This is a genomic window from Pseudomonas sp. 24 E 13, assembly GCF_900004715.1.
Classification (GTDB): Bacteria; Pseudomonadota; Gammaproteobacteria; order Pseudomonadales; family Pseudomonadaceae; genus Aquipseudomonas; species Aquipseudomonas orientalis_A.
In genome coordinates this window covers 70,088-93,972 of record NZ_CVTO01000076.1, presented here as the reverse complement: position 1 = coordinate 93,972, position 23,885 = coordinate 70,088, and the positions used below count along the sequence as shown (strand labels likewise).

At 57.5% G+C, this 23,885-nt stretch carries 22 protein-coding genes and 1 pseudogene; 7 read left to right on the top strand and 16 right to left on the bottom strand.

Translation table 11 applies throughout. The features are described from left to right. From BFP90_RS04475 to BFP90_RS04460, 4 genes are all read right to left on the bottom strand, one after another. Positions 1–1,148 (bottom strand): ATP-binding cassette domain-containing protein (locus BFP90_RS04475; RefSeq protein ID WP_065896060.1); only part of this gene is annotated, 1,148 nt, incomplete at its 3' end. Next, on the bottom strand, positions 1,145–2,125 hold the full coding sequence (locus tag BFP90_RS04470) for a substrate-binding domain-containing protein (RefSeq protein WP_122461458.1): 981 nt from the start codon (positions 2,123–2,125) through the stop codon (positions 1,145–1,147). The genes BFP90_RS04475 and BFP90_RS04470, both read right to left, overlap by 4 nt. Before the next feature lie 32 nt (positions 2,126–2,157). Beyond that, complete coding sequence (locus BFP90_RS04465; RefSeq protein ID WP_065896058.1) at positions 2,158–2,979, bottom strand: SDR family oxidoreductase; 822 nt, start codon at positions 2,977–2,979, stop codon at positions 2,158–2,160. 149 nt (positions 2,980–3,128) lie between these two features. Beyond that, positions 3,129–3,608, bottom strand: a complete 480-nt coding sequence (locus BFP90_RS04460) for a GNAT family N-acetyltransferase (RefSeq protein ID WP_065892927.1) — start codon at positions 3,606–3,608, stop codon at positions 3,129–3,131. Positions 3,609–3,799: 191 nt separating this feature from the next. Here BFP90_RS04460 and BFP90_RS04455 point away from each other — a divergent pair, with 191 nt between their 5' ends. Both BFP90_RS04455 and BFP90_RS04450 read left to right on the top strand, forming a co-directional pair. After that, positions 3,800–4,138 (top strand): hypothetical protein, encoded by a 339-nt coding sequence (locus BFP90_RS04455; protein WP_065883717.1) that lies wholly within the window; start codon positions 3,800–3,802, stop codon positions 4,136–4,138. 51 nt (positions 4,139–4,189) lie between these two features. Beyond that, positions 4,190–4,456 carry a hypothetical protein gene (locus BFP90_RS04450; RefSeq protein ID WP_065883719.1) on the top strand — a complete coding sequence of 89 codons (267 nt, stop codon included), beginning with the start codon at positions 4,190–4,192 and terminating at the stop codon, positions 4,454–4,456. 184 nt (positions 4,457–4,640) lie between these two features. On the opposite strand, the gene BFP90_RS04445 is transcribed toward BFP90_RS04450, so the two are convergent. The 11 genes and pseudogenes from BFP90_RS04445 to BFP90_RS04395 all read right to left on the bottom strand — a co-directional run. Continuing rightward, a complete protein-coding gene (locus BFP90_RS04445) occupies positions 4,641–5,558 on the bottom strand; it encodes a PfkB family carbohydrate kinase (RefSeq protein ID WP_065892928.1) in 918 nt (305 codons plus the stop codon). Beyond that, positions 5,551–7,017 carry a purine-cytosine permease family protein gene (locus tag BFP90_RS04440; protein WP_065896057.1) on the bottom strand — a complete coding sequence of 489 codons (1,467 nt, stop codon included), beginning with the start codon at positions 7,015–7,017 and terminating at the stop codon, positions 5,551–5,553. The genes BFP90_RS04445 and BFP90_RS04440 overlap by 8 nt, the downstream gene beginning before the upstream one ends. A gap of 58 nt (positions 7,018–7,075) precedes the next feature. Continuing rightward, entirely contained in the window at positions 7,076–8,089 is a 1,014-nt protein-coding gene (locus tag BFP90_RS04435) for an ADP-ribosylglycohydrolase family protein (protein ID WP_065896056.1), read from the bottom strand. Next, positions 8,086–8,799: a GntR family transcriptional regulator gene (locus tag BFP90_RS04430; RefSeq protein WP_065892931.1), complete on the bottom strand. Its 714-nt coding sequence runs from the start codon at positions 8,797–8,799 to the stop codon at positions 8,086–8,088. Before BFP90_RS04430 ends, BFP90_RS04435 begins: the two co-directional genes overlap by 4 nt. Before the next feature lie 70 nt (positions 8,800–8,869). After that, complete coding sequence (locus BFP90_RS04425; RefSeq protein WP_065892932.1) at positions 8,870–9,430, bottom strand: DUF1285 domain-containing protein; 561 nt, start codon at positions 9,428–9,430, stop codon at positions 8,870–8,872. 16 nt (positions 9,431–9,446) lie between these two features. Next, complete coding sequence (locus tag BFP90_RS04420) at positions 9,447–10,052, bottom strand: DUF4823 domain-containing protein (RefSeq protein ID WP_065883733.1); 606 nt, start codon at positions 10,050–10,052, stop codon at positions 9,447–9,449. Positions 10,053–10,270: 218 nt separating this feature from the next. Next, entirely contained in the window at positions 10,271–11,239 is a 969-nt protein-coding gene (locus BFP90_RS04415) for a GTP 3',8-cyclase MoaA (protein ID WP_065883735.1), read from the bottom strand. Positions 11,240–11,355: 116 nt separating this feature from the next. Then, positions 11,356–12,009 (bottom strand): TetR/AcrR family transcriptional regulator, encoded by a 654-nt coding sequence (locus BFP90_RS04410; RefSeq protein WP_065883737.1) that lies wholly within the window; start codon positions 12,007–12,009, stop codon positions 11,356–11,358. A 558-nt stretch (positions 12,010–12,567) separates the two neighbouring features. Next, positions 12,568–13,371 (bottom strand): TatD family hydrolase, encoded by an 804-nt coding sequence (locus tag BFP90_RS04405; protein WP_065896055.1) that lies wholly within the window; start codon positions 13,369–13,371, stop codon positions 12,568–12,570. Positions 13,372–13,427: 56 nt separating this feature from the next. Continuing rightward, the gene (locus BFP90_RS04400; protein ID WP_065896054.1) at positions 13,428–14,417 is read right to left on the bottom strand and encodes a DNA polymerase III subunit delta'; all 990 of its coding nucleotides are present in this window, start codon (positions 14,415–14,417) and stop codon (positions 13,428–13,430) included. After that, positions 14,410–14,748: pseudogene (locus BFP90_RS04395) on the bottom strand (dTMP kinase); the annotation flags it as partial. The pseudogene BFP90_RS04395 and the gene BFP90_RS04400, both read right to left, overlap by 8 nt. A gap of 174 nt (positions 14,749–14,922) precedes the next feature. Between BFP90_RS04395 and BFP90_RS04390 the strand changes: the two are divergent. The 5 genes from BFP90_RS04390 (at position 14,923) to BFP90_RS04370 (ending at position 22,689) form a co-directional block, all read left to right on the top strand. Continuing rightward, positions 14,923–15,759, top strand: a complete 837-nt coding sequence (locus BFP90_RS04390) for a deoxynucleotide monophosphate kinase family protein (RefSeq protein WP_242070658.1) — start codon at positions 14,923–14,925, stop codon at positions 15,757–15,759. Positions 15,760–15,763: 4 nt separating this feature from the next. After that, positions 15,764–18,001 (top strand): hypothetical protein, encoded by a 2,238-nt coding sequence (locus tag BFP90_RS04385; RefSeq protein WP_141688920.1) that lies wholly within the window; start codon positions 15,764–15,766, stop codon positions 17,999–18,001. 82 nt (positions 18,002–18,083) lie between these two features. Continuing rightward, positions 18,084–20,309, top strand: coding sequence for a tyrosine-type recombinase/integrase (locus tag BFP90_RS04380; RefSeq protein WP_065896052.1), 2,226 nt, complete (start codon positions 18,084–18,086; stop codon positions 20,307–20,309). After that, positions 20,302–21,360: a hypothetical protein gene (locus BFP90_RS04375; RefSeq protein WP_065896051.1), complete on the top strand. Its 1,059-nt coding sequence runs from the start codon at positions 20,302–20,304 to the stop codon at positions 21,358–21,360. Before BFP90_RS04380 ends, BFP90_RS04375 begins: the two co-directional genes overlap by 8 nt. 12 nt (positions 21,361–21,372) lie before the next feature. Beyond that, complete coding sequence (locus tag BFP90_RS04370; RefSeq protein ID WP_065896050.1) at positions 21,373–22,689, top strand: hypothetical protein; 1,317 nt, start codon at positions 21,373–21,375, stop codon at positions 22,687–22,689. A 124-nt stretch (positions 22,690–22,813) separates the two neighbouring features. On the opposite strand, the gene BFP90_RS04365 is transcribed toward BFP90_RS04370, so the two are convergent. Then, positions 22,814–23,860: a DUF4238 domain-containing protein gene (locus BFP90_RS04365; RefSeq protein ID WP_065896049.1), complete on the bottom strand. Its 1,047-nt coding sequence runs from the start codon at positions 23,858–23,860 to the stop codon at positions 22,814–22,816. Between the last annotated feature and the right edge of the window lie 25 nt (positions 23,861–23,885).

Below are 23,885 nucleotides of genomic sequence, written 5' to 3'. Positions count from 1 at the left end.
GCCTTGATTTGCCCGTCGGCGTTGCCCTTTTCCCAGCCATCGCGCAGCAGCCAGCCGAACGCCGAATGCGCGCCCCGGGCACTGATGTTGATGTTTTCAGCAACGCTGGACAGCGGAATGATGCCCTCTTTCTTGCGGTCTTCCGGGCACAGCAGTACGCCGGCCGCGATGGCATCGCGCGGTGAACGCAATTGCAGCGGCTCACCGCACAACTCCAGGCTGCCGGCACTGGCACGCTCCAGGCCGCTGAGCAGGCGGAACAGTTCCGTGCGCCCTGCTCCCACCAAGCCGAACAGGCCTAGGATTTCGCCTTTGCGCACGTTGAAACTGATCGGCGCGCGCAGGCCGGGACCGAGCAGGCCGTCGACCTTGAGCGCCACTTCGCCGTGCTCGCGCGGGCGATAGTCGTAGATGTCCTGGATATCGCGGCCGACCATGCAGGTCACCAACTGATCGTGGCTCAGCGCGCTCATGTCCTCGAAGGTGCGCACGAAGCGCCCGTCCTTGAACACCGTGACCGCATTGCAGATACGGAACACTTCTTCCATGCGGTGGGAGACATAGAGCACCACTTTGCCCTCATCGCGCAGGCGCGTGATGATCGCCATCAAGCGATCAATCTCACGCGCCGACAGGCTGCTGGTCGGCTCATCGAAGGCAATCACATGGGCGCCACGGGACAGCGCCTTGGCGATTTCCACCAATTGGCGCTGGCCCAGGGACAGGCGCCCGAGCTTTTCCTGGGGATCGATTTCATCGGCCAGGCCCTTGAGGCACGCCAGCGCCTGCTGGCGCAGCACACCGCGGTTGACCACGCCAAAACGCGACGGTAGATGCCCGAGGAACAGGTTTTCGGCCACGGTCATTTCCGGCACCAGGTGCAGCTCCTGATGGATCACCGCCACGCCGCTGGCAATGCTGTCGGCGGCGTTCTTGAAGGCCATGACCCGCTCGCCGATCTGCACCGTGCCGCTGCTGGGAATATAGGCGCCGCCGAGGATCTTCAGCAGCGTCGATTTACCCGCACCGTTCTCGCCCATGAGGGCGTGCACTTGCCCCGGGTGCGCGGTGAAGCTGATGCCATCGAGCGCCTTGACCCCAGGGAAGGTTTTGCCGATACCGTCAAAACGCAGGGCCGCAGCGGTCATTTCCACAGCCCGATCTTGGTCAGTTCTTCCTGGAAATTGGCACGGGTGATCAGGGTCACTTCGTCCATCGCGGTGTACTTCGGCGGTTCAGTGCCTTTGGTGACCCACTCGTACATCATCAGAGCGGTGTTGTAGCCCTCGATATGCGGGCTTGGCAGCATCGAGCCGAAGAAGCCGCTGTCGGCTTTCTTCAATTCGCCGATGGCGTCGGTGCCATTGATGCCGATGCCGATCACGTTGGCGGCCTTGAAGCCGGCGCTTTCAGTGGCACGTACGCCACCGAGCACGGTGTTGTCGTTCATGCCGCCGATGATCAGGTTTTTCGCGCCGCTGGGCAGCTTGACCAGGGCCGAATTAGTGGCGTCCATGCTGCCGGGCACGTCGAGGGTTTTAAGCGCGGCGGTGAGGATATGGTCCTTGGGAATGCCGGCTTCTTCCAGAGATTTGATCGAGCCGTCGGTGCGTTTCTTGCCGGTGTCGAGTTCGTTGAAGGTGTTGATTACCGCGTAGGTGTCCTTCCAGTCCCAGCCGCGTTTTTTCGCTTCGGCGGCCATGGCGGCGCCCTGTTTCTGGCCCACTTCAAACGCGGCCATGCCCAGGTACGGCACGTCTTCCATGAAGTTGCCCTTGGCGTCGACGAAGCGGTCGTCCACGGCCATCACTTTGAGGCCGTTGACCTTGGCCTTGGCGACGATGGCCGGGCCGAGGGACACATCCGGCGGGCAGATCACAAAGCCCTTGGCGCCGTTGGCGGCCAGGCTGTCGATGGCCGACAGGGTTTTCTCGCCATCCGGCACGGCGATCTTGATCACGGTGAAACCGTGTTCCTTGCCGGCTTTTTCGGCGAAGGCCCATTCGGTCTGGAACCAGGGTTCTTCGGCCTGTTTGACCAGGAAGCCGATCTTCACTTCTTCAGCGGATGCGAACCCACTGAACGCCAACGCAAGCGCCACAGCGCCGAGTGTCTTCTTGAACATGGACCACCTCATTGTTGTTATTGGAAAACGGTTTAGTCGTGGTACATCACAGACCGCCCGCCATCGATCATCAGGCAGGTGGCATTGATAAAGGGCGCCTCGTCGGTCGCCAGAAACAGCGCGCTCATCGCCACCTCGATGGGCTGGCCGATGCGCTTGGGCGGGTGCAGGTCGAAGGCCCGCTGGCGCTCGGCGTGGGGGTCGGGGAACGTGTTCCAGTAGTCGACGTTGAGCTGGGTTTCGATATAGCCCGGGGCGATGGCATTCACGCGGATGCCCTTGGGCGCGTATTCGATGCCAAGGGCGCGGGTGAGGCCGAGCAGGCCGTGCTTGGCCACAGGGTAGGGAAAGCAGCCGGGAATGATGTGGCTGGAATGGGTGGACGCAATGTTGATGATGTTGCCGATGCCCTGCTCGATCATGTGCGGCAGCACCGCGCGGCAACCGTACCAGGCGCCGTCAAGGTCAATGGCGAAGCAGCGGCGCCAGTCCTCGTCGGTCATTTGCAGCGGGTCGCGAAACACGTTGACCCCGGCGCAGTTGACCAGCACGTCCACGCGGCCGAAGCGCTCGATGGCCACATTGACCAGTGACTGCCATTGCTCTGTGGAAGTGATATCCACGGCCTGCGCGACAATCTCGGCGCCGCGTTCGCGCCAATGGGCCGCGACTTTCTCGACCTTGTCGGCCTGGATATCCGCGATCACCAACCGCGCCTGCTGCGCCTGGAAGCACGCCACGATGGCCTCGCCAATGCCTTGCGCAGCGCCGGTGATGATCACCACCTTGTGCTTGAGTCGCTCGCCGTAAGTGGGCTCGGGCACGGCGGGTAGGGACAACGGTTGTGCCTGCATCGCTTCACCTGTTTTATTTTTGGCAGTGAGTGCTGATGCAGGCGACTATAAACCCACAGCTTGAAATATCTCAATATATAAATTTACATCCCATAATATGAACAAACCTATAAAAAAACCGGCCGTATAGGGCCGGTTCCGCGCGCCTGTCAGCCCTGGGCGAAATCCCTCAGCGCATTGCCTTCCATGCGGTAGCGCACCCACTCTTCCTGGGGCTGCGCGCCGATGGACTTGTAGAACGCAATCGCCGGCTCGTTCCAGTCCAGCACGCTCCACTCGAAGCGCCCGCAGCCGTTGTCGCAGGCGATCCTGGCCAGGTGGCGCAGCAACTTCTTGCCCGCCCCGCCGCCGCGCTGTTCCGGGTTGATATAAAGGTCTTCCAGGTACAGGCAGTTACTGCCAAGCCAGGTGGAGTAGCTGAAAAAGAACACCGCAAAGCCAATCGGCAGACCGTCGCGCGAACAGATCAGGCCGTGGGCGGTGGAGCCCTCGCTGAACAAACTGCGTTCGATATCCACCACGCTGGCGATCACTTCGTGCCGGGCTTTCTCATACTCGGCCAGTTCAGTGATGAACGTCAGGATCTGCGCAGCATCGCTGGGTACGGCGGGGCGAATCTCGATGGTCATGGGCGCGCCTTGGGCAAGTTCAAAGCCCACATACTAAGACGCTTTGATGACTGATTGCAGCGCAATTTCCCTATGGCGGGTACACAAATTCTTACAGGCCACATAAGACCGTTCGTCGCCATCAAGGCACAAACCGCAAAGTGCGGCTGACCAATCAAGGGTAAGGACATTAATCATATGGAGACACCCTCATGAAAAATTCCAAATTTGCTGCCCTGGCCCTCACCGGCCTGCTGTCTGCTGCGTCGTTGAGCGCGTTTGCCGCCACCTCGGCAACCGGCCCGACCGATCCAACGCCTGACGCCACCACCGAATCGCAAAAGTCCATGGGCACCGGTCTCGACACCAATGGCGGCGCGATCATCGACAACACCAACGCCGCCGACCCGCACACCAAGGGCCACGATACCCAGCGCCAGGCACCTGCTGCCGTCGGCAACGGCAAAATGGGCCCATCGGTGAACGAACCGAAGATCAATAAAGGCGACGATTCGAACCTGCCAGGCGCGCCGAAACAACCTGCACCTTGATACCTGCCTGACACGCTCGACACCCGATCATTTCCCAGTGAAGAGGTACACATGAACGTTGATAGAAACCTTGAACGAGAAGTCCTCACTCGCCTGCTGCACGCTCATCCGCAAGGCTTGGGCAAGGAGGTGCTGGATAACTATCGCGGCGGAAAAGAAGTCGCCAGTGTCTTGGCCTTCCTGCAGGACCGCGGGCTGATCAAGGATGGACATGTGACCACCGACGACGCCGGTGAATATTCGTTGAACCTGCCGATCAAATTGACCGCGTCGGGTGTGGATGAGGCGCGCAAGCTTGAGGGTCAAGGCTTGCAGTGATGCCATCTCTGGTCTGGCCCTGCGACCACCCAATGTGGAAGGGGGCTTGCCCTATCTCTATGTAGGAGCGAGCTTGCTCGCGAAAAACTCACAGGCACCGCGTTCACTCAGGAAGCACGCGTTATCGTTGACGTTTTTCGCGAGCAAGCTCGCTCCTACAGAGGGCAAGGGGCAAGCCCCTTTTTTATTCGGTGAGCAGTGCGTCGACTTCAGCAGTGCCTGGAGACGTCGCAGGCCCCCAGCGTGTCACCGCCAACGCCGCCGCTGCATTCGCTCGACGCGCTGCCTCGACGGGGTTCAAGCCGTTCGCCAGTGCGGCGATAAACACCCCGGCATGCGCATCCCCCGCGCCATTGCTGTCCACCGCCTGCACCTTGAAACCCGGCACATGCCTGATGTCGCCCGCCTGCCCTACCCAGCATCCATTCGGCCCATCGCGCACCACCAACAGCGCGTTGGCGGGCAAGTGCCGACTCAACGCGGGCAGCGCAGCGGCGATGTCCGGTGCACCGGTAAACGCCAGTGCTTCAGGCCCATTGCTGGTCCAGATATCGATACGCGGCAATAGCGCTCGCATCAAGGCCGAGTCCGGCGCCTTGACCAGCGGGCCTGGATCGAACATCACCAGCACCTCGCGCGGCAGCGCCAGCAACCAGTCGATCAGCGCCTGCGCCTTGCCCTCAAGCAGCAGGCTGTAACCGCTGACATACACATAGTCATCGCTGCGCGGCACTACCCGGGCCAGGTCATCGGCACTCAGTTCCCCCTCGGCGCCGAGGTGGGAGATGAACGTGCGCTCCGTGGTGGCTTCGGTCAGGGAGACGCATAGGCCGGTGTCCTGGCCGCTGCTGGCCGGCAGTGCCATTTCAATGCCTTCTGCCTGCATCGTAGCGCGGGCCAGGTCACCAAAGCGGCCGCTGCCGTGACGTCCCAGGTAAACCACCGGCAAACCATTGCGCCGCGCGGCGGCCATGACGTTGAAGCCACCGCCGGCTTCGAAACTGGCGGACCTGGCCAACACGTCGCCCCCGCTCGGCGGCAAGGTATCAAGGGCCATGACCAGGTCGACGATGACCTGTCCGGTGTGCAGCAATCTAGACATTGGGACGCTCGACTAACGCGGGACGTCGATCGGCAGCGCCGCCGAGTACGGCATAGACGCCGCCGGCCACCAGGAAGGTGACGATCCAGCCGAGGCCGTTATGGCCGAGCCAGGAATCGGACAATGGCCCGGCAAACCAGATGTTGTCGGCGGTGGTGCCGATGGTGGTGAAGCTGAACCCCAGCACGATGGCCAGCGCCCAGGCGCCAAATGCGCGCCACTCCACACCGCCGCGATACCAGTAGGCGCTGCTCGGGCTGACATCCAGCAAATCCTTGGGGCTGTAGTAGTGACGGTGGATCAGGTCGACCACGAAAATCCCCACCCAGGCAGTAATCGGCACCGCCAGCAAGGAGATGAAGGTGATGAACGGACCGTAGAAGCTGTCGGCGATCAGCATGAAGTAAATGGAGCCGGCAAAAATCGCCACGATGTCGACGATCACCGCGTGCACGCGCTTGACCTTCAGGCCCAGGGTCAGGGTGGTGAGGCCGGCTGAATACACCGACAGGTTGTTCGACAACAGCAGCCCGCCGAACGCGGTGATCAGGTACGGCACTGCCATCCAGGTCGGCAGCATGTCGCGGATCGCAATGATCGGGTCCGTGGCCGAGGCCAGGTCGTTGTTACCCACCGACAGCAGGCCACCGAGGGTGATCAGCAACACCAGCGGGATGCCCGCACCGAACGCGGCAGAGGCCACCAGGCGCACGGCCTTGACGCTGCGGTGCTGGTAACGCGACATATCGGCACCGGCGTTGGCCCAGCCGATACCGGTACCGGCCGCCATGGTGCCGACGCCGATGATCATGGCGCTCAGCGGCGCCGGCGTGGCGTTGAAGACTGCGCTCCAGTCGATAGTGGCGCAGAGGAAGCCGCCCACCAGAATATTCAGCGCGCCGAACACGTAGGTTGCCCATTTCTGGATCACCAGCAAGGTGGCATGGCCCAGGCCGGAAACGGCCAGGGTCAGCAGCACGAAAACGGCGATGAAGATCAGGGTGAGCAACGGTGCGCTTTTCGCTTCCACCGGGGAACCGAACAGGATCGAGCACAGCGACAGCAACACAAACGCGGCCGTGGTGGTATTGACCGTTTCCCAGCCCAGGCGCGACATCAGCGACACGAGGGTCGGCCCGATATTGCCGCGTACGCCGAAGATGGCGCGGGACAAGGTCAGGCTGGGCGCGCGGCCACGGCGACCGGCGATGGAAATGATGCCCACCACCGCGAAGGAACCGGCAGCGCCCAGGATTGCGACGATGATCGCCTGCCAAATGGCCAGGCCGCGAAACGCAACCAGGGTGGCACCCAGCGGCAAGCCGAGGATGCTGATATTGGCCGCGAACCAGACCCAGAACAGTTGCAGCGGATGCCCGTTGCACTCGCCTTCCGGGACCGGCTCGATGCCGCGTGTTTCCAATTGCCCGACGCTTTGGCCGGAAGAGGTGCTGCTCATGGGGTGGGGGCTCCTGGTGCCTGTATTGTTATGGTTGTGGCAACGCTTCAATGGCGGATCAACGTGATGCCTGGCGCAAGGCGAGCAGGTCTTGAACCAGCACTTGCACATCCAGGCTGTTGACCTGCTTGACCTGCTCGATCAACGGCCCGGGCCAGCACTGCATCCCCAGACACGCGCCAAGCATGGCGCCGAGGATCGCGGCGATGGTGTCGGTGTCGCCGCCCAGGCTCGCGGCCAGGCACAGCGCTTCGAACGCGTTCATGTCGCCCGATGCCACTTGCTGCGCGAGGGCGAACGACACCACCACCGACTCCTGGGAGGCGACGGAGGTACCAATCAATTCATAGAGCAAGTCGGTGAACAGCGCGTTGTCGCCGCTGCCGACGCTCAGGGTGCGTGCCCAACTGATGCGGGTCGACATGCGTCCGCCGGCAACCCAGTGGCCATGCTGTTCGGCCTGTTGCGCCACCTGGGTGCCGATGTTCAGCGCTTCGCCCAGGTCGACACCATTGATACCGGCCGAGACCACCGCCGCGACCGCCGCCGCGCTGGCAATGCCCAGGCTGGTGTTATGGGTGACCTGGCAGGCCTGGATCACCGCCCGGATAAACTGCGCCGGGTCACTGACATCGGCGGCGATGCCCACCGGCGTGATGCGCATGGCCGCGCCATTGGTAGTGCCGTAGCGCCCGGACTCTGCGGGCGTATGCCCGGCGAGGATCATGTCGATCGCACGCTTGGTGGACGGCCCGAGCAGGTCCTGGGAACCCTTGGCGCGCATGCTCGCCTCCCAGTCGATCAGGCGTTGGGCGAGAACGCCGGGTTCGATCGTGCCGCGGCCTTCGACCAACAACTCACCGACCAGGATCGCCTGTTCGGTGTCATCGGTGATGGAACCGGCGGGCATGTTCGGCGCGATCGGTTGATCGGGGCCGGCGTCTTCCAGGGCGGTGATGGCGCCGAAGCGCTGGCGGACCTGCTCACGACTCAGGGATTGGGTGGGCATGCCCAGCGCATCGCCCAGGGCCAGGCCATAAAAAGCGCCGAGCGCGCGGATTTCAGCAGTCATTTGGACGCCCCAAATTGCAGGTGCAAACGAAAATGCACGGGATCGAGCAAGCTTTCGACATGCTCCATGAAACGCTCGCGACGGTCATAGGTGGTGCGCGAGGCCTTGAGAAATACTGTGCCGGCCGGACGGCCGAGTAACTGAGCGTCTTCATCGCCCAGGGCCTCGGCGCCGATCCATTGGTCGCCCGTGGCGCCCACATAACCGTAGGCCGCCAGGGTGATGGTCAGGGAATGGTCGATCAGGCCGATGCGGGGCAGGCTTTCCAGGTCGCCGGTGGCAGGCATCAGCGAGCGTTCCAGCGACACCGCTGTTCCGTCGGCGGTGCGGCGCAGGCGATCGAGGGCAATGAACTGCTCGCTGCCCAAACGGCTGGACAAGTCCGGGCGTGTCACCGCTTCGAAGCGCAGCACCTCGGTGCTTACCTGCGCGCCAGTGTCGGCCAGGGCCTGAGCCCACCCGTGGCGCTGGTCGAGCCCCATGCCGTCAAAGGTGACGATGGAGCCGACACCGCTTTGGGTGGCGATGTAATTGCGCCGCTTGAGCTCGGCCAGCGCCTCGCGCAGGGTGCCACGACTGACCGCAAACTCCTCGGCCAATTGGTGTTCACCCGGCAACAGGAAACCGTCGGCCATCACCCCACCCTCGATACGGCGGATGAGCTCGTCGACGACGCGTTTTTTCTTATCGAATCGAACATGTCTAATCATGTACAAATTGATAACCGAAAGGCGCCGTCTCCAGCAAGCGAATTATGTCAGGGCAGTGAAAAAACCGACGTCAGGGCTCCAGGCCAATCGGGAAAAACTCCCCGCTGCTCCATACCCCGAGCCAGTTCTGACCGTTGATCGGACGGCTTACCGCCAACTCCACCAATTGGTAAAACGCGTTGCGGTGCACCAGGGCTTCAAGATTGCTGCGCACCCGCAGATAAGGCGCCGGTTCCTCGGTAAGCGGATCGATCACCACCCGCAACGGGTGCTCGGGCCCGGCCTCGATCTGCTCTTCGACGTTGGTGGTAAAGCGCAGCACCTGGCGCTCGCCCTGCCCTTGCACCTCAAGGGTGACGGCAACGAATGGCGCGTCATCGACAGTGATGCCGACCTTTTCCACCGGTGTGACCAGGAAATAATCATCGCCATCGCGGCGAATGATGTTGGAGAACAACTTGACCATGGGTTTGCGCCCGATAGGCGTGCCCTGATAGAACCAGGTGCCATCACGGGCGATGCGCATGTCGATATTGCCGCAGAAATCCGGGTTCCACAGATGCACCGGCGCCGGCCCTTTACCCTTGGGCAGTTGCGCCAACAGATCGTTGGCCTTGGCGGTATCGGTCATGGGGGTCTCCTCAGGCTTACTGATTGCTCATGCCGAGCAAGCTTCGGGCGTACTGGGCCAGCGGCCGGGCAATCAGATCTTGTGGCGTGTTGTCGTGGAACGTCAGTAAACCGCCACGACTGCGAATGCGTGCAGTATCAATCAAATACTGGGTGCTGGTCTCGATCAACATGATCTGGATCACGCCGCTGTCCAGGCCAAGGCGGTCCAGGGCTTGCTGATCGGTCCACTCATCGGCGTTGCCGATACGGTCGTCGGCTGCCGCAAAACGGCAATAGAGCAAGTAATGAGCCCCCACCCCGCGCGCTTCGGCCATGGCCTGTTCGAGGCCTTCGGGCTGACGGGCGCGACGCACCATGGGGAAATATTCGACGAAGCCGTTGAACGCTTCCTCGGCCACCACGTTGGGGCGCGGATACGCGCTGCCGGGCGGCACGAAAGCGCCCTGGGCGATAAAGATGAAGGAGTCCGGCTGCACACGAATTGAAGCGGTGCGGCGCGTATCACTGTGGTCGAGCAAGCCGGCGTCGCTCATCTGATAGCGGGTGCCTTCGGCCATATCGCTGACGGTCATGCAACCACTGAGTGCCAACGACGCCAGCAACAAAACCAGACTACGCATCCTATCCTCCAGAAGCCGGTGACGGAAAACCGGCGAATGGGCGTGAGATGCAGAATCTGCGCCAGCTTGATTTAAATGTGGGAGGGGGCTTGCCCTGATGCCCTGCAGGAGCAAGCTTGCTCGCGAAAAACCCACAGGCACCGCGCTCATTCAGAAGGCACGCGTTATCGTTGACGTTTTTCGCGAGCAAGCTCGCTCCTACAGGCCGCATCCACAAGTTAGCCGCCAATGATCTTCATCACCGTCGCGCCGCCCGAGAAGGCCACTTCCTGCTTGTCGCCCAAGGCCTTCATCAGCAGCCCTTGCAGCGCCGGCAGTGCCTGATGGCGCGGTTTGTCCAGCAGGTCGCCGACGTAGTGACGATTGCTCGAAGACAGGCAACCATGCAACCACCCCGTGGACGACAGCCGCAACCGCGAACAGGTGCGGCAGAACGGCACGCTCTCATTGGCGATCACGCCAAAGAAGCCCTTGCCCGGCACTTCATAGCGCACGGCCGTGGCGTCGACGGGCGCATTGGCTTGCAGGTATTCATGCTGTTCGCCGATCAGGCTGAGCAACTGTTGCAGGCTGACGAATTGCTGCAGGAAGGCGTTGGAGTCTTTGGCCAGGTGGCCCATGCGCATCAATTCGATAAAGCGCAGCTCGTAGCCCCGCTCCAGGCAGTAATCGAGCAACGGCAGCACCTGGTCCAGGTTCTGGCCGCGTAAGGGCACCATATTGACCTTGATCTTGATTCCAGCCGCGCGGGCCTGGTCCATGCCATCGAGCACAGTGGCCAGGTCGCCACCACGGGCGATGCTGCGAAAGGCGTCGGCATCCAAGGTGTCGAGGGACACGTTGATGCGCCGGATACCGGCGTCCACCAGCAGCGGCAGCTTGCGCGCCAGCAACTGGCCGTTGGTGGTCAGGCTGATATCGCTGAGCCCCATCTGCCCCACGGCGCCCATGAAGGCTTCCAGCTTGGGACTGACCAGCGGCTCACCCCCGGTAATCCGCAGGCGATCGATGCCGGCCGCTTCGATCAGGTAAGCCACGCCCCGCGCCATGGCCTGGGCCGAGAGTTCGTCCTGGGCAGCCACCAGCCGCTTGCCGTTGGGCACGCAATAGGTACAGGCATAATTGCAGGCTGAGGTCAGGCTGATCCGCAAATTGCGAAATCGCCTGCCTTGACGATCGACGATCATGAACCACTCCGGCAGAGGATGAATCGGGGCGCGCTAAAAGCTGACTGATAAATCAGCTTTTAGCAAGGGGCCTTGCCTGAGTATATTCCCGGGGTCCTGCGCGTGGCAGTAAATCATCAGGTGGAGGGCGACTCCACGGCCGGCGGCTCGGTACTGTGCTTGCGCTTGTTGCCCATGCGCACGCCAATATCCATCAGGAACTGGAAGAAACCTTCCTGGTCTTCCAGCACATTGCTCCAGAACGGCGAGTGGTACAGCGCCACGGCGCCATGCACCAGGGCCCAGGCGGCGCAGTAGTGAAAGTAGGGAGGCACGTCTTCAAGCTTGCCCTCACTGATACGGCCCTTGATCAGCAAGGTCAGGCGTTCAAAGTTCGAGGCGCGGATCTTGTGCAGTTCCTCGACCATTTCCGGTACCTGGTGGCCCTTGACGACCTTTTCTTCCAGGCGGTCAAACAGGCGGTAGCGCTGCGGATCGCGCATGCGGAACTCGAAATAGGCCCGGGACAAGGCCTCTTTGTCCTTGTCGACATCGGCTGAATGCAGCAGCTCGTTCAAGTCACGCTCGTAGTCGAGCATCAGGCGCAGGTAAATCTCGGCCTTGGACTTGAAGTGCTTGTAGATCGTGCCTTTGCCGATACCCACGGCATCCGCGATCATCTCGACGGTGACGCTGTCTTCGCCTTGTTCGAGGAACAATTTGAGTGCGGTGTCGAGAATTTCCTGCTCACGGCGGCGAAACTCACGGACCTTACGGGGTTCTTTATGCATGAGGAAGAGGTCTGCAAAGGTCGGAATAGGAAGGGTTGCGCAGGCCACGGATACGTGGCGATACGATTTACCCGATGCGAGGGATTATCCCGACTGAACGGTCGTTGGGCAACGCCTATGTGACCCCGTTATGCACTTTACTTTCAGTCCGCCAACGATTTGCCCGATATCAGTCAGAAACAAGACGCGCCATTCCCACCTGCGCATCCGCTCAATGAGAACTCAAGCGAAGCGCGCGTATTCCAAATCCGTTTAAAAATCGACCCATCGAGACTGGACTGAATCCCAGAGTGATCAATACTTCAAGTGTCGTCGCGACATCTCCCCCAAGTGAAGCGTCGACCTGGGTACCGACGGACTGCGTACCCTTGTTTTACTCCTAATGGTCTTAACCCGGATTCCCCCCCCAGAACCCGGGTTTTTTTTGCCTGCGATTCTCTCCTGCAGGAGCGAGCTTGCTCGCGAAGAACTCATAGACACCGCGTTTGTCCAGGATGCACGCGTTATCGTTGACGTTTTTCGCGAGCAAGCTCGCTCCTACAGTGCAAGGCAAGCGCGCTACGTCGCAGAAGGAGTAGCGCCGGCCACATGAGCCAATGGAAACAGACGCTTGAAGTTTTCGGTCGTCTGCTCGGCGAAGCGCTCGTAGGACTCGCCGCGCAGCATCGCCAGATAATCCGCCACGTCACGCACATATTCCGGCAGGTTCGGCTTGCCGCGATGGGGGATCGGCGCCAGGTACGGCGAATCGGTTTCCACCAGCAGCCGGTCGGCAGGCACCTGGCGCGCCACATCACGCAACGCGTCGGCATTGCGGAAGGTAACGATGCCCGACAGGGAAATATAGAACCCCAGGTCCAGGGCCGCCTTGGCCATCGCCCAGTCTTCGGTAAAGCAATGCAGCACACCGGCCTGGGGCAGCGCGGCTTCGCGCAAGAGCGTCAGGGTATCGGCGCGAGCCCCACGGGTGTGGACGATCACCGGTTTGCCGGTGTGTTGCGCCGCCTGCAGGTGCAGGCGGAATGAGGCCTGCTGCAGGTCGGCGGCTTCGGGTTCGTAGTGGTAATCCAGGCCGGTCTCGCCAATGGCGACGACGCGCGGGTGATCGAGTTCGCCGAGCAGCCAGTCCAGGGCCGGTGCTTCGCCGGGCTTGAGGTCCAGCGGGTGGATACCCACCGAGCAATCCACATCGGCGTAGCGATCAGCCAGGGCTTTGACGTCGGCGGCATTTTCGGCACTGACGCCGATGCACAGGAAGTGCCCTACCCCGCGCTGGCGCGCAGCGTCGAGGGCGGCGTCCAGGGAGCCGTTGTGCTGGGCGAGATCAAGACGGTCGAGATGGCAATGGGAGTCTACGAGCATGGGCAATTACAACTTGAGTAGTGTCTGGCCGACGATACACCCGTCGGCCAAGGAAATTAACGTCGGCCGAGCAAGCCGACCCATTGGACCAGCAGTGCTTCAAGCAACAGCACGCGGTTGAGGTTGGCCTTGCCGAGCACTTTCTGACGCTGGGCGAGAATCCAGTCCTGAATGCTCAGCACCTTGTCCTGGGCACTTTTCTGCGCAAGGTATTGCACCACCTTGCGCATGTCCGGCAAACCCAGGCCGTTTTCGTCCTGGGTCAACTGGTAGCGCAGGATAAGGCTGGACCAATCGCAGAACCAGTCGAACAGCAGCAACAGGGGAATGTCCTTCCACGCGCTTTCGGCCAATTGCGTGGCGGACACTTCCTGCTTGATCAGTTTCTTCACACCGTCTACGACCAGTGCCCGTTGCTCGCGCACGCCCTGGGCGTGCAGCTTCACCGCCGCAAGCGGGGAGCCCGCGGCCAGGGTCAGCAATTCGATCCGTTCCTGCTCGGCGCAATCGGGCAGCGCCTGCGCCAGCCATTGCAGGCTCATGGCCTCGCTCGGCAAAGGGCATGCCTGCTGCACGCAACGGCTGCGGATGGTCGGCAGCAAGCGGCTGGACTGATGGCTGACCAGCAACAGCACGGTGTCGCCGGACGGTTCTTCCAGACTCTTGAGCAACGCGTTGGCGGCGTTGATGTTCATCGCCTCTACCGGCTCGATCAGCACCACCTTGCGCCCGCCCATCTGCGCGGTTTGCACCACGAAGCTGACGAGGTCGCGCACCTGGTCGACCTTGATCGCCTTGTCCGCTTCCTCAGGTTCCAGCACATAGTTATCGGGGTGGCTGCCGGCCTTCAGCAGCAGGCAGGATTTGCATTCGCCGCAGGCTTGCAGGTCAACGGGGCGCTGGCACAACAGGCTCGCCATCAAGCGCTCGGCCAGGGCACGCTTGCCGATACCGGTCGGGCCGTGCAGCAAATAGGCGTGGGCGTGTTGGGCTCGGCCGGCCAACTGCTGCCAGAGACCGTCCTGCCACGGGTAGGCTTCAGCCACGAGCGCGCTCCAGCAGGGTCGGTAACAGCGCATCGAGGGCTTGCTGCACCTGAGCCAGCGGCTGGGCGGCGTCAAGCAGGTAGTAACGCGCAGGCTCCGCCCTGGCACGCTCGAGGAACGCGGTGCGCACGGCGTCGAAAAATGCCTGGCCTTCCAGCTCGAAACGATCCAGACGACCGCGCGCGCTGGCGCGGGCCATGCCCACTTCCACCGGCAGGTCGAACAGCAGGGTCAGGTCGGGGCGCAAGTCCCCCTGAACGAAGGCTTCCAGGGCAGCGATACGCTGCAGGCACAAGCCGCGACCACCGCCCTGGTAGGCGTAGGTGGAGTCTTGTTTTCCCTTCATCAGAAACGTAAACAAGCTGTGATATATTCCCTTCATGAGAAATGTAAACCGTATCTTAGCCCATAGCCCGAAGGCTCTGAGCAGGAAAAAGGAGAAGAAGTGAGAACAATCATTGGCCTAGCAGCCCTGGCAAGATCCGGAAAGGACACGGTGGCTTCCATGCTGCTATCCCATTCTCACGTTGCAGCTTTCGCTCTGGCCGATCCACTCAAGGTGGGTTGCCAGGTATTGTTTGGTCTATCAGATGCAGAGGCTTGGGATGACAATCTCAAGGAGCAGCCCATTGCGCTTTGGGGCCGGTCACCTCGGGAGTTCTTCCAAGCGGTTGGTACTGAATGGATGCGTCATCATAACCCAGACCACTGGCTGATGAGAGCGGAGCGGGAGATTAATCGACCTGCCAACAGCCCTACCCGCCCTGTAGACCCCGAAGCCCTGCTGCCTGATGAAGCCCCCTTCATCCTTGCAGCACAAGCATTCTTCGACTTCTCAGCCGTCCAGGTCACAACAGAGCTCGATACATTCGATGCGAAGTGGGGGCTAGCCCCGCGCGAGGCCATCAGCCTGCTCAAGCGCCACGCCTTCGAGATGTACCCGGACTTCAGTCAGCGCCGAAGCCAACGCTCCCTTGAAGCTCTCAAGCCCCGACGCCAGGTTCCAGCAGATGCCCAGGTCATCATCATAAAAGACATTCGCTTCGAGAACGAAGCCGCCTTCCTACGCCGGCACAACGGAAAGATCTGGCACATCAAGCGCCCAGACTTGATGAAGGTGAAAGCCCACTCCTCTGAGGATGGCATTGATCACCTCCCAGAGGACGTTTTGATCATGAACGATCAGGGCCTGGAAGAGCTCCGTGCGGCGGTGGACAGGGCATGGGCGGCTTGCGAGAACTCAACCGAGTCAAAGGCTTCAGGCGATTCGAACAAGCCGACCGCTCCGACTGATCGCCTTAGCGGAAATGACATTTCCCCTAGCGGACAAGAAGAGGGTTGAGACGGTGAGCGCAACGATCAATACCCAGCCCCAGACTTCCGACGTCGACTACCTGATGGGCACCGCTCCGACTAACTATTCGGAGATCACATCAGTGCTGGTGGCTAACGACAAGTGGATCACATGCCGGTACCTGAAAAGTCCATATTTCGATCCGAGTACCGACCTTTGCCAGTCGCTGCATATTCTCTTTGTGAGCTTTGCCTATGAGGCGAACGCTTCCGACGCGTATGGCTTGCGCAATGGTATCGAAACGCTTCTTGAGTACATCGACACACTGAACAAACGAAACCCTACAGCCTTGCATATCACCAAGTACACCGACATCAACACCGAGGTGTACTTGGGCTATCAAGATTTCTTGACGAGGGAAGGGCACTCGCCGGTAAACATCATCAAGCTGAAAACAGCGACTGCCAAAGTGGGTGACCTTGGCATTCTGCCTCGCTTGGTGCTGCCTTTCATCACCATTGGTAGGGCCAAGAAAACAGAGCCTCTGTTTAAAGATGGTTTTGAGAGCCTGCAGACTGCCTGCTCGACGCATATCTTGACGCTCTATAAAAAGCTCGAATTCCGAGCGGAGGTTCATCAGGCGGAGCCATACCTTGCGCAAGAGGTCATGGAGGAAATCCGACCCACTCCAACTCGACAGCGATTACTTGAATGGCAGAAGCATGTCGAAGTTATGAATCGCGATGCCCATCGCGACTCTTATCGTTCCCGCTTTGCGAGGTCTCCTGATCCTGAAATTCGGGCGCTGGCAATCGATCCCAACGGCATCAAAAAATTTAAGGCGATTTATCGCAAGGAGCGCGACAACATTCAATTTGATGGACTGACCGATCCTTTCGAAAAAAGCGTCAGAAATTGGCCGATGGACAGCGCTCGGGCGCTCAAGACATTTTTGGTTCACAAGTTCCCCTTCAATCTAACTCTAGACGAGCTGATGGAGACGTATGACCAGCCGCGTTTGATAAAGCTGGAAGACGGATGTGATGACGTCATCAAAATCCTTCTTCATCGAATGTCGACAGCAAATCCGGTCAAGTCAAAAAACAGGACTTATAGCATTGATGATCTTATGGCGCTGTACTATCCCACTATGGAGGATATGGCGGCCCTGATCACATTCATGATGTTCCAGTCCGGCTGGAACAAAGAAACCGTGCTGGCCGTTGACCAAGGTAACTACGAACATATTCTAACAGGTGCAATTGAGGAAGCGATTCGGGTCGTCTACTCGGAGAAGAACAAATCTCAGAACATCGCGCAGAACTTCGAAAAACCCAAGAGGATCCATCTTCCTTCTCGAACGGACGATCCCTTGAGTTTCTACTGCTTGATTGGCCTTTGCCAACGCCTTAGCGAGCCACTGGCGCAGTTTCCCTTGGATCGCGCTCCCGCAGCAACCTATGAAGAAAGGATGAATCCACTCTTCTCTTGCATCCGACTTAAGTCAGACTGGCGTAAAGGTGGGCGTTATACCTCCATCGCCTACATGCCGACATTCCTGGTCGGGATCCGTAACTTTCTAAAAATGTATGAGGTTATCGACAATGGGAAACGCCTGACTACTGCAAAGGAACTAACCAGGCGTCTTCGCCCAACCTGGCTATTGCATAAAAAGAAGAACAGCCCCTTATCTCTGCTGTCGTCAACCATGGGGCATGCTGATCGCGATACAACAGATATTTTCTATGACGACTCAGGCGCTGCACGCCAAGAACGTATGAAGCGGCTGCGATCTGAACTTGAAGCGATTATTGAGCTCCTTCGTGCCCGGCAGTTCAAAGGCTTGCTTGCAGCACATGCGCAAGCGCAAGCATCGGGCAAGTTAAAAGTGTTTCACATTCCTGGGCATACAAAAGCGCTGTGGGCGTGCGCTGATCAGGACAACCCTGACTGGGTAGGATCAGAGATCATCTACTCCACGGGTAAAAAGTGCTTCGCAATTGCCGAGTGCATTTTCTGCAGTCAAGTCCGGATTTTCGAAGACTCCCTGCCCTTCTTGATTGAGCGTGCGAGCCACCTTCAGGAATATCTCGAAGAGCGCGATGCCGATATTGGATTTGATAGTCGATTCCAGCGAGAGCTCGATGCCATCCAGTACATTTTGGAGGCGTGGGGCGATGAAGACGACACGAAGGCTGCCTCTCGTTATCGCCGACGGAACACTCCAATGCTGCCCCGAGACCTAAAACTCTTAGAGATTATTTTTGAGAGTGAAGACTTCGGCGTCTGAGCCGGAATACAAGCTGCAAGCCCGAATATTAACCCGTGGCCCGGATACCTTACATCTAAATGCCACCCGAGAGATCAAGAGCATGACCAGCCACACTACTGCGCCCTCCTCCACTACCGATGTCCGTACTGAGGCTCATACCGATGCGCCCGAAGAAGCCCTGAACGAAGCCTCGGATGACGACCTGGTCGAGGCCCAGGACGAGGCCCCTGAAGCCGTCTCAGGCAGCCAGCACACACCACCTAAGTCAAAAGCGGGAACGAATGAAGAGGCTGATGAGGATGGAGATGGCGGCTTTGATGACCTGACCTTGGAAAGTGCTGCCGAAGAAGAAGACTGTAAAGATGAAATTGATGAAGATTTCGAGCAGACCTTCGGTAATATCCGAGAAACCCCGGCATTTTCGCTAAAGAACAAGCTACTTGCTAGTGGGGGAAACTTCCCTGTATCGAATGATTCCCACTATCTCGATGACATCTGGCATTTTCCACGCAGCGGATCCGGCGCGCCCAATAACGTGCACTTCACCAGGGAAGTACAGGGTTCAAATTCCCTTAAGCGTGCGATAATTTTCCACACCGTACGCGAGTATGCGCCACTGGGTAATATCCGCAGCTACGCTACGGCACGACACCAAGGTTTCATATACAGGATCTTAGAAGATTATATCTTCAGGGACTTTCACCTGACTGCAAAGCCTGAGCATATTCGACTGATCTCAATGGATTTGATCCGAGCCGCTATCGAGAAAGCCCGAAAGGCCCCAAAAAAATCCGACTTGTTCGGACTTTACCAGATGCTACGCCTCTGGATTTTAATCTCTGACAACAAACTGATCCCAGAAGATCTTCGAATTGGTGTCAGCCTAACTGAATTTGACAACCCAGAACTCCGAAAAGACATTTACCAACGCTACTTCAGAGGCAACGTTAGCTCGTGGATACCTTATTCGGAAGAGGATCTGGAGTCCTTGACCGAATACTCTCTGTTTTGGATCGAAAAAGCTGTCCCTGAGCTGCTGAAGCTGCGCGATTACCTTGTGGGACTTGAAAGCCTTAAAGACGGTGCCTTGGTCAGAGCGTACCCTGTGCCTGATTTCGAGAAGCGAACAAGCATAGAGATTGATGGTAAACAGGTAATGGTGTACAAGCTGCGGAAAAGCTTGAAGCACAACAAGCCTCTTTTCACCTATACCTGGCTGACAGAGTACAGCCGGGCTTTGGACAGCGTAAGAAACGCGATCTTCATTATGGTGGCGCTGATCACAGGTGCCCGAAAATCGGAACTATCCCCGATCAAATTCTCTGATCTGCGCATTGACGACAACGGCGAATACTGGCTGAAGATCCACCGCTTTAAAACCGCGCACAATCCTACTTTCGGTGAAGAGGATGAACTACCTATTCCCAAGTTTGTTGGAGACGCGATTCGCGATTTCGAAAAGCTCCGAGACATAGCTAAATTCAAGAGGAGCGGCTGGCTCTTCCAGTCCAACCTTTCCTCAAAAGATGTGAAGACTTCAACGAGTGGAGTAATCCAAGGAGTAATTGTCTCTCTTCGAAATGCCGTGGACGCTGAACGCATTCATTGCCACAGGTTCAGGAAAACAATTGCTGAAATTTTGATAAATCGCGACGAGCGGAACATCGACATCATTAGAGCGCTTTTTGGGCACAAAAGCTATGCCATGACTCTTCAATATATTTCGCGAAACCCGTTGATGGTCAGAACAGTTGCCTTGGCTATTGAGAAAAATTACACGCGCGAATTCCATGAAATAGTGGCAGGCATTCGCTATGGAGCTTATTCAGGCGATGCCGCCACTAGGATTTATGATCAGATCTCCAAACGCCCGGACGAGTTCTCAGGCAAACAACTGAAGGTCTCGCTAATGTCCTACATCAGCCACCTGCTCGCTGCGGGAGAGCAAATCTTCGTGCGCAGAACTGCAGTGGGAACCTTCTGTCTGTCCGGGGAGCAATACCATGCAGACAATGTTCCGCCTTGCCTGATGAACCGTAAAGCCCTGAACGACAACTACCAACCTGACGCCTCGAATTGCCAGCCAGACTGCAAGAAGATCGTTGTCCTGGAATCAGCCAAGAAATCTCTTAGCGATAATATTGTCTTCTATACGACCCTACTGAATCGTGGCGGCGGACAGCTTTCCTCAGTAGCCGAGCGCGAACTTACGCGAAGGATTAACGCCACCCAGCGTCATCTGGAGAATCTCGAAGCCACTGGCAGTATGGACAAAGCCCCGGATAACCGTCGCAAACAGCGTCTGATCGAGGTGAGCCATGTCTAACTATAAGCAAGGCACCTCGCTCGACCAGCAAGCCACCGAAGCCCCCCTTGAAGCCTCTCCAGAAGCGACTGGTATCCAGGGAAATGAGCGGCGCAAACTCATCATCGATCTTATCATCGAGCATTACATTTCTGGCACATCCAAGAAGCTCAAGCTCAAAGATTTATCTAAACGCGCAGGCATTAGCCGCCAGGCTTTAGATCGCTATTATGATGACCTCAAACCCTTCATCAATGGCAGCCGGAGCATTTCAGAGCTTACTGACAGCCACGATAAAAAGGTAGAGATACAAACTCAGAGCGCGATCAACAAGACAGAGTCACACTACAAAGACCTTATCGCGCGAAACCAAGCCAGGTATGAAGCTGAATTAAAGGAAGGCATTAATCGACACGTCACCACCTTAATGAACAATGACTTGTCGTTACTCTATAGTCACACAATTTCCAACTCACTGGAAAGACAAACCCTGCTCAACAATGAATACAGAAATACTATTTCTGAGCTCGAACTCAAGCTTGCACTGGCAATTGATCAACAACCCACAAGAGCTAACGTAGCGCCGCCCAAGAACAACCTCACATTCAATGTTGGGATTGAAGAAATTTGCGCCAAACTTGGCAAGACTCCGGACATTGACGCGTTTGAGGATGCAAAGGACGAGCAAATTCTAGAAACAAGAAAAAAGCTAACCACCTTTGCCAATGTGCCGAACGTCCGCGCAGTAATATTCGCCGAGCGCTACATTTCTCGCTTTAACAAATTTGCCGAGGAATATATCACCCGACCGAATGAAACCGCCCTGGTCGTTCGACTCCCCCTGTTCACCAGAACAGAATTTTTAAACTTCACAAAACACCTACCCAGAACATTTAAAATTACGGTTTGTGTACCGCACTGCATATCCGATATTGAGAAGAAAGCTCAACGCGAATTCATGATCAGAAACATTCCGGGCGATGAGCTCAAAGCGGCAGACAAAGCAGACGCTCCAAATATCTCTTGGGGTTTCGATGAAGTAATAAACTTCAAGATCTCCCAAGGCGATTGAGAGAGCATAGCCATGATTACCATTAACAGAAAATTAATCACTTATATTTCAAGCGAAACCCGAACACAAAAAGTCTCGCATTATATTCTAATAGCTGAATTCGAAGGGAAAAGCGTCCTTCTGTCCCACCCGAATCTGTTTCTATATAAAAAAACCCGATCTTCCCAACATACCTCTGCGCGCTATGCGGGCATCTTGGTCAATTTTTATAAATTTTTGTCTACACAAGAGAAAATGATAGGCCAGGACATCTCCACCTACCATGTGCTTGCAGATAACAGGGACATCATGCGATGGCAGGCGGATCGGCAGAGCCAACGACTTGCCCTGCAGTCAGCAAAACCTTCCACTGAAAGCATCATAGATGAGGCTCATTTGCTGATGGGTTTTTTTGAGTGGTTGAGCAGTGAAAAATTTCCTACCAATGTGAACGTCGGTCTTAAAACCTGGAAAGCCAACTTCAGAAGCAGGCGTATGCTTAACTATCTTCAATCCCAATCGAAGGTACAAATTGATGCGTCTAATATCTACGTCCTCGACAGACGAAACAGGCAAAGGAAATTCGATTTCTTGATTTCAGATTTTGAAATCAAAGCTCTTCTGGAAACCTATGTAGACCCTGTTTACTCGGTACTTTTCACTTTTGCTCTTGGGACAGCCATGCGCCCCATGGACATTGTGAGATTCCCTTACCTGGGAAATACTGAAAACACCCATATCATGCCCTACTCCGAAATGACGAAACGGGGCGCAACCACCACTTACAAAGTGTACGACAGCAAAGGCCATAAAGATCGTACCATCGTGATTCACATGGAGGAACTACGGGCCTTACAAGAAAACTACATCACTCCTTATTATGCAGCACGCAAAAAACTCTACAAAGAACGTACGGGGCAAGAATGCCCACCCGACATACTTTTCCTCAACAAGAATGGCGTTCCTGTAACGCCCGATATGATTTCGGCCCGAACCAACCGCGCTAAAGTTAAGGCGATGGAAAAGTGGCCAGAGTTCAGACCTCACATCGATTTTTATCAGACTCGTCACTGGTGGCCGACGCAATATTTGCTTGCGACCTATGGCGACCTGCTTCTGACGGAGAGCACAGACGCATTGGTCGCAGCCGTCTCGCAAGTCATCATTAACCAACTGGGCCATGAGGACATTCTCACCACGTATCGCCACTACATCGACATGGCCCGGGTGATGTGGCGGGCTCACAAGGGGCTGGCAATGGATTTGGTGAGCGGCGAAGGCTGTCTAGCCATGAACTTCACGAAGCTCCTTAAGCGGCCTGGGATGTATGATGAGGATGATGCGGCCTAGCCGCTTACCCTCTGTAGAACCAGTAGATGGCTTCTTCGGAAGATGGCTCAGCGAGCTGAGCTTTTGTCATGATCGAATGCTGGCGTAGGCCGGCGGACGGAAAGCGACCATTTGCCGCTGCACCTCAGGGCTCTCCTAGCATGAGCTTCTGGATGACCTCATCCATCATGCTATTCACCTCAGCCCCTGATACCCATTGAGCATTCGAACCGATCTGGTGCCTCAGGTCGGCCAGGTGCGGTTTGTCTTCACTAGCGATGAAGTAGTCCATGGAGCAGCGAGCAATCTCACGCGGCATGTCATAGATGGGGGGGCCCTTATAATCAACAGCGGTACCCATGAGGTACAGATTGGGTGCGAGAGGGAGAATGACGTGAATCAGCTCGTCGACTTTGTCGAGAAACGGGCGGAAAGCTCTCTCCCCCGTCACATGGAAAAGCACGATTGAATCGCCCAGAGGAAGATCTCCAGGTGCGTAGGTCTCCAAGCTATAGCTCAATCGCTTGAAGCGATCAGCTCGCTTTTCAGGGGACACCGAATCGGACATGACCCGGACATGACTCTGTTTCACTGCACGCGCGATCATGTCTTTGGTGCCAGGCAGCAGCGCCGTGATATGCGTTGCTGCTCCTAGAACCAGCACGTCAATAAACTCACCTGAAAGCAGATCTGGGCGCTGCGCCAGTAGCTGCTTGATCTGATCAGCGTTTGCCATTTCTCCGATGGCTTGAGCGAAAGCTGGAGAATCCAAGGTCAGATGGGGCCTTAGCAATTGGGCGAGCACCTCCGGATCAGCCATGCGCTGAAGGATGTACTCTACGCACGCATCACTAGCGGACGCCATGTTCTGTCGAACGTGTCGGCTGCGGATCTCAAAGTGAGCTAGCAGATCCGGTAGCTCGCGGATGCCCACATCATCCAGCTCTCCTCGTCGAAGCCGGTCAATTAAAGGTGAAAACACCTTCTCTTCGACTAAGGTAATTTTGTCATCGAGATCCGGCTCGGTTTCTACCGCATAGAAATGCCCTTCCATCCCAATCGTTTTGTGATTGGTTGGTCTAGCCTCTCTTCGCCGGTCATACATCCAGCTGTGAACCTCTTTACCATTGCTTGGGATTCTGAAACCCTTTTGCAAAAAACGCGGTATGAAATGCTGTTTAACACCCGCCATGATCACTCCTTTAGATCCAATCAAT

Excerpts from the sequence above, each read along its gene's own strand:
- BFP90_RS04365 (WP_065896049.1), bottom strand. The coding sequence starts at position 23,860 with ATGGCGGGTGTTAAACAGCATTTCATACCGCGTTTTTTGCAAAAGGGT.
- BFP90_RS04375 (WP_065896051.1), top strand. The coding sequence starts at position 20,302 with ATGTCTAACTATAAGCAAGGCACCTCGCTCGACCAGCAAGCCACCGAA.
- BFP90_RS04420 (WP_065883733.1), bottom strand. The coding sequence starts at position 10,052 with ATGCGTAGTCTGGTTTTGTTGCTGGCGTCGTTGGCACTCAGTGGTTGC.
- BFP90_RS04455 (WP_065883717.1), top strand. The coding sequence starts at position 3,800 with ATGAAAAATTCCAAATTTGCTGCCCTGGCCCTCACCGGCCTGCTGTCT.
- BFP90_RS04460 (WP_065892927.1), bottom strand. The coding sequence starts at position 3,608 with ATGACCATCGAGATTCGCCCCGCCGTACCCAGCGATGCTGCGCAGATC.
- BFP90_RS04450 (WP_065883719.1), top strand. The coding sequence starts at position 4,190 with ATGAACGTTGATAGAAACCTTGAACGAGAAGTCCTCACTCGCCTGCTG.
- BFP90_RS04430 (WP_065892931.1), bottom strand. The coding sequence starts at position 8,799 with ATGATTAGACATGTTCGATTCGATAAGAAAAAACGCGTCGTCGACGAG.
- BFP90_RS04415 (WP_065883735.1), bottom strand. The coding sequence starts at position 11,239 with ATGATCGTCGATCGTCAAGGCAGGCGATTTCGCAATTTGCGGATCAGC.
- BFP90_RS04380 (WP_065896052.1), top strand. The coding sequence starts at position 18,084 with ATGACCAGCCACACTACTGCGCCCTCCTCCACTACCGATGTCCGTACT.
- BFP90_RS04425 (WP_065892932.1), bottom strand. The coding sequence starts at position 9,430 with ATGACCGATACCGCCAAGGCCAACGATCTGTTGGCGCAACTGCCCAAG.
- BFP90_RS04405 (WP_065896055.1), bottom strand. The coding sequence starts at position 13,371 with ATGCTCGTAGACTCCCATTGCCATCTCGACCGTCTTGATCTCGCCCAG.
- BFP90_RS04435 (WP_065896056.1), bottom strand. The coding sequence starts at position 8,089 with ATGACTGCTGAAATCCGCGCGCTCGGCGCTTTTTATGGCCTGGCCCTG.
- BFP90_RS04390 (WP_242070658.1), top strand. The coding sequence starts at position 14,923 with ATGCTGCTATCCCATTCTCACGTTGCAGCTTTCGCTCTGGCCGATCCA.
- BFP90_RS04445 (WP_065892928.1), bottom strand. The coding sequence starts at position 5,558 with ATGTCTAGATTGCTGCACACCGGACAGGTCATCGTCGACCTGGTCATG.
- BFP90_RS04470 (WP_122461458.1), bottom strand. The coding sequence starts at position 2,125 with ATGTTCAAGAAGACACTCGGCGCTGTGGCGCTTGCGTTGGCGTTCAGT.
- BFP90_RS04465 (WP_065896058.1), bottom strand. The coding sequence starts at position 2,979 with ATGCAGGCACAACCGTTGTCCCTACCCGCCGTGCCCGAGCCCACTTAC.
- BFP90_RS04370 (WP_065896050.1), top strand. The coding sequence starts at position 21,373 with ATGATTACCATTAACAGAAAATTAATCACTTATATTTCAAGCGAAACC.
- BFP90_RS04410 (WP_065883737.1), bottom strand. The coding sequence starts at position 12,009 with ATGCATAAAGAACCCCGTAAGGTCCGTGAGTTTCGCCGCCGTGAGCAG.
- BFP90_RS04440 (WP_065896057.1), bottom strand. The coding sequence starts at position 7,017 with ATGAGCAGCACCTCTTCCGGCCAAAGCGTCGGGCAATTGGAAACACGC.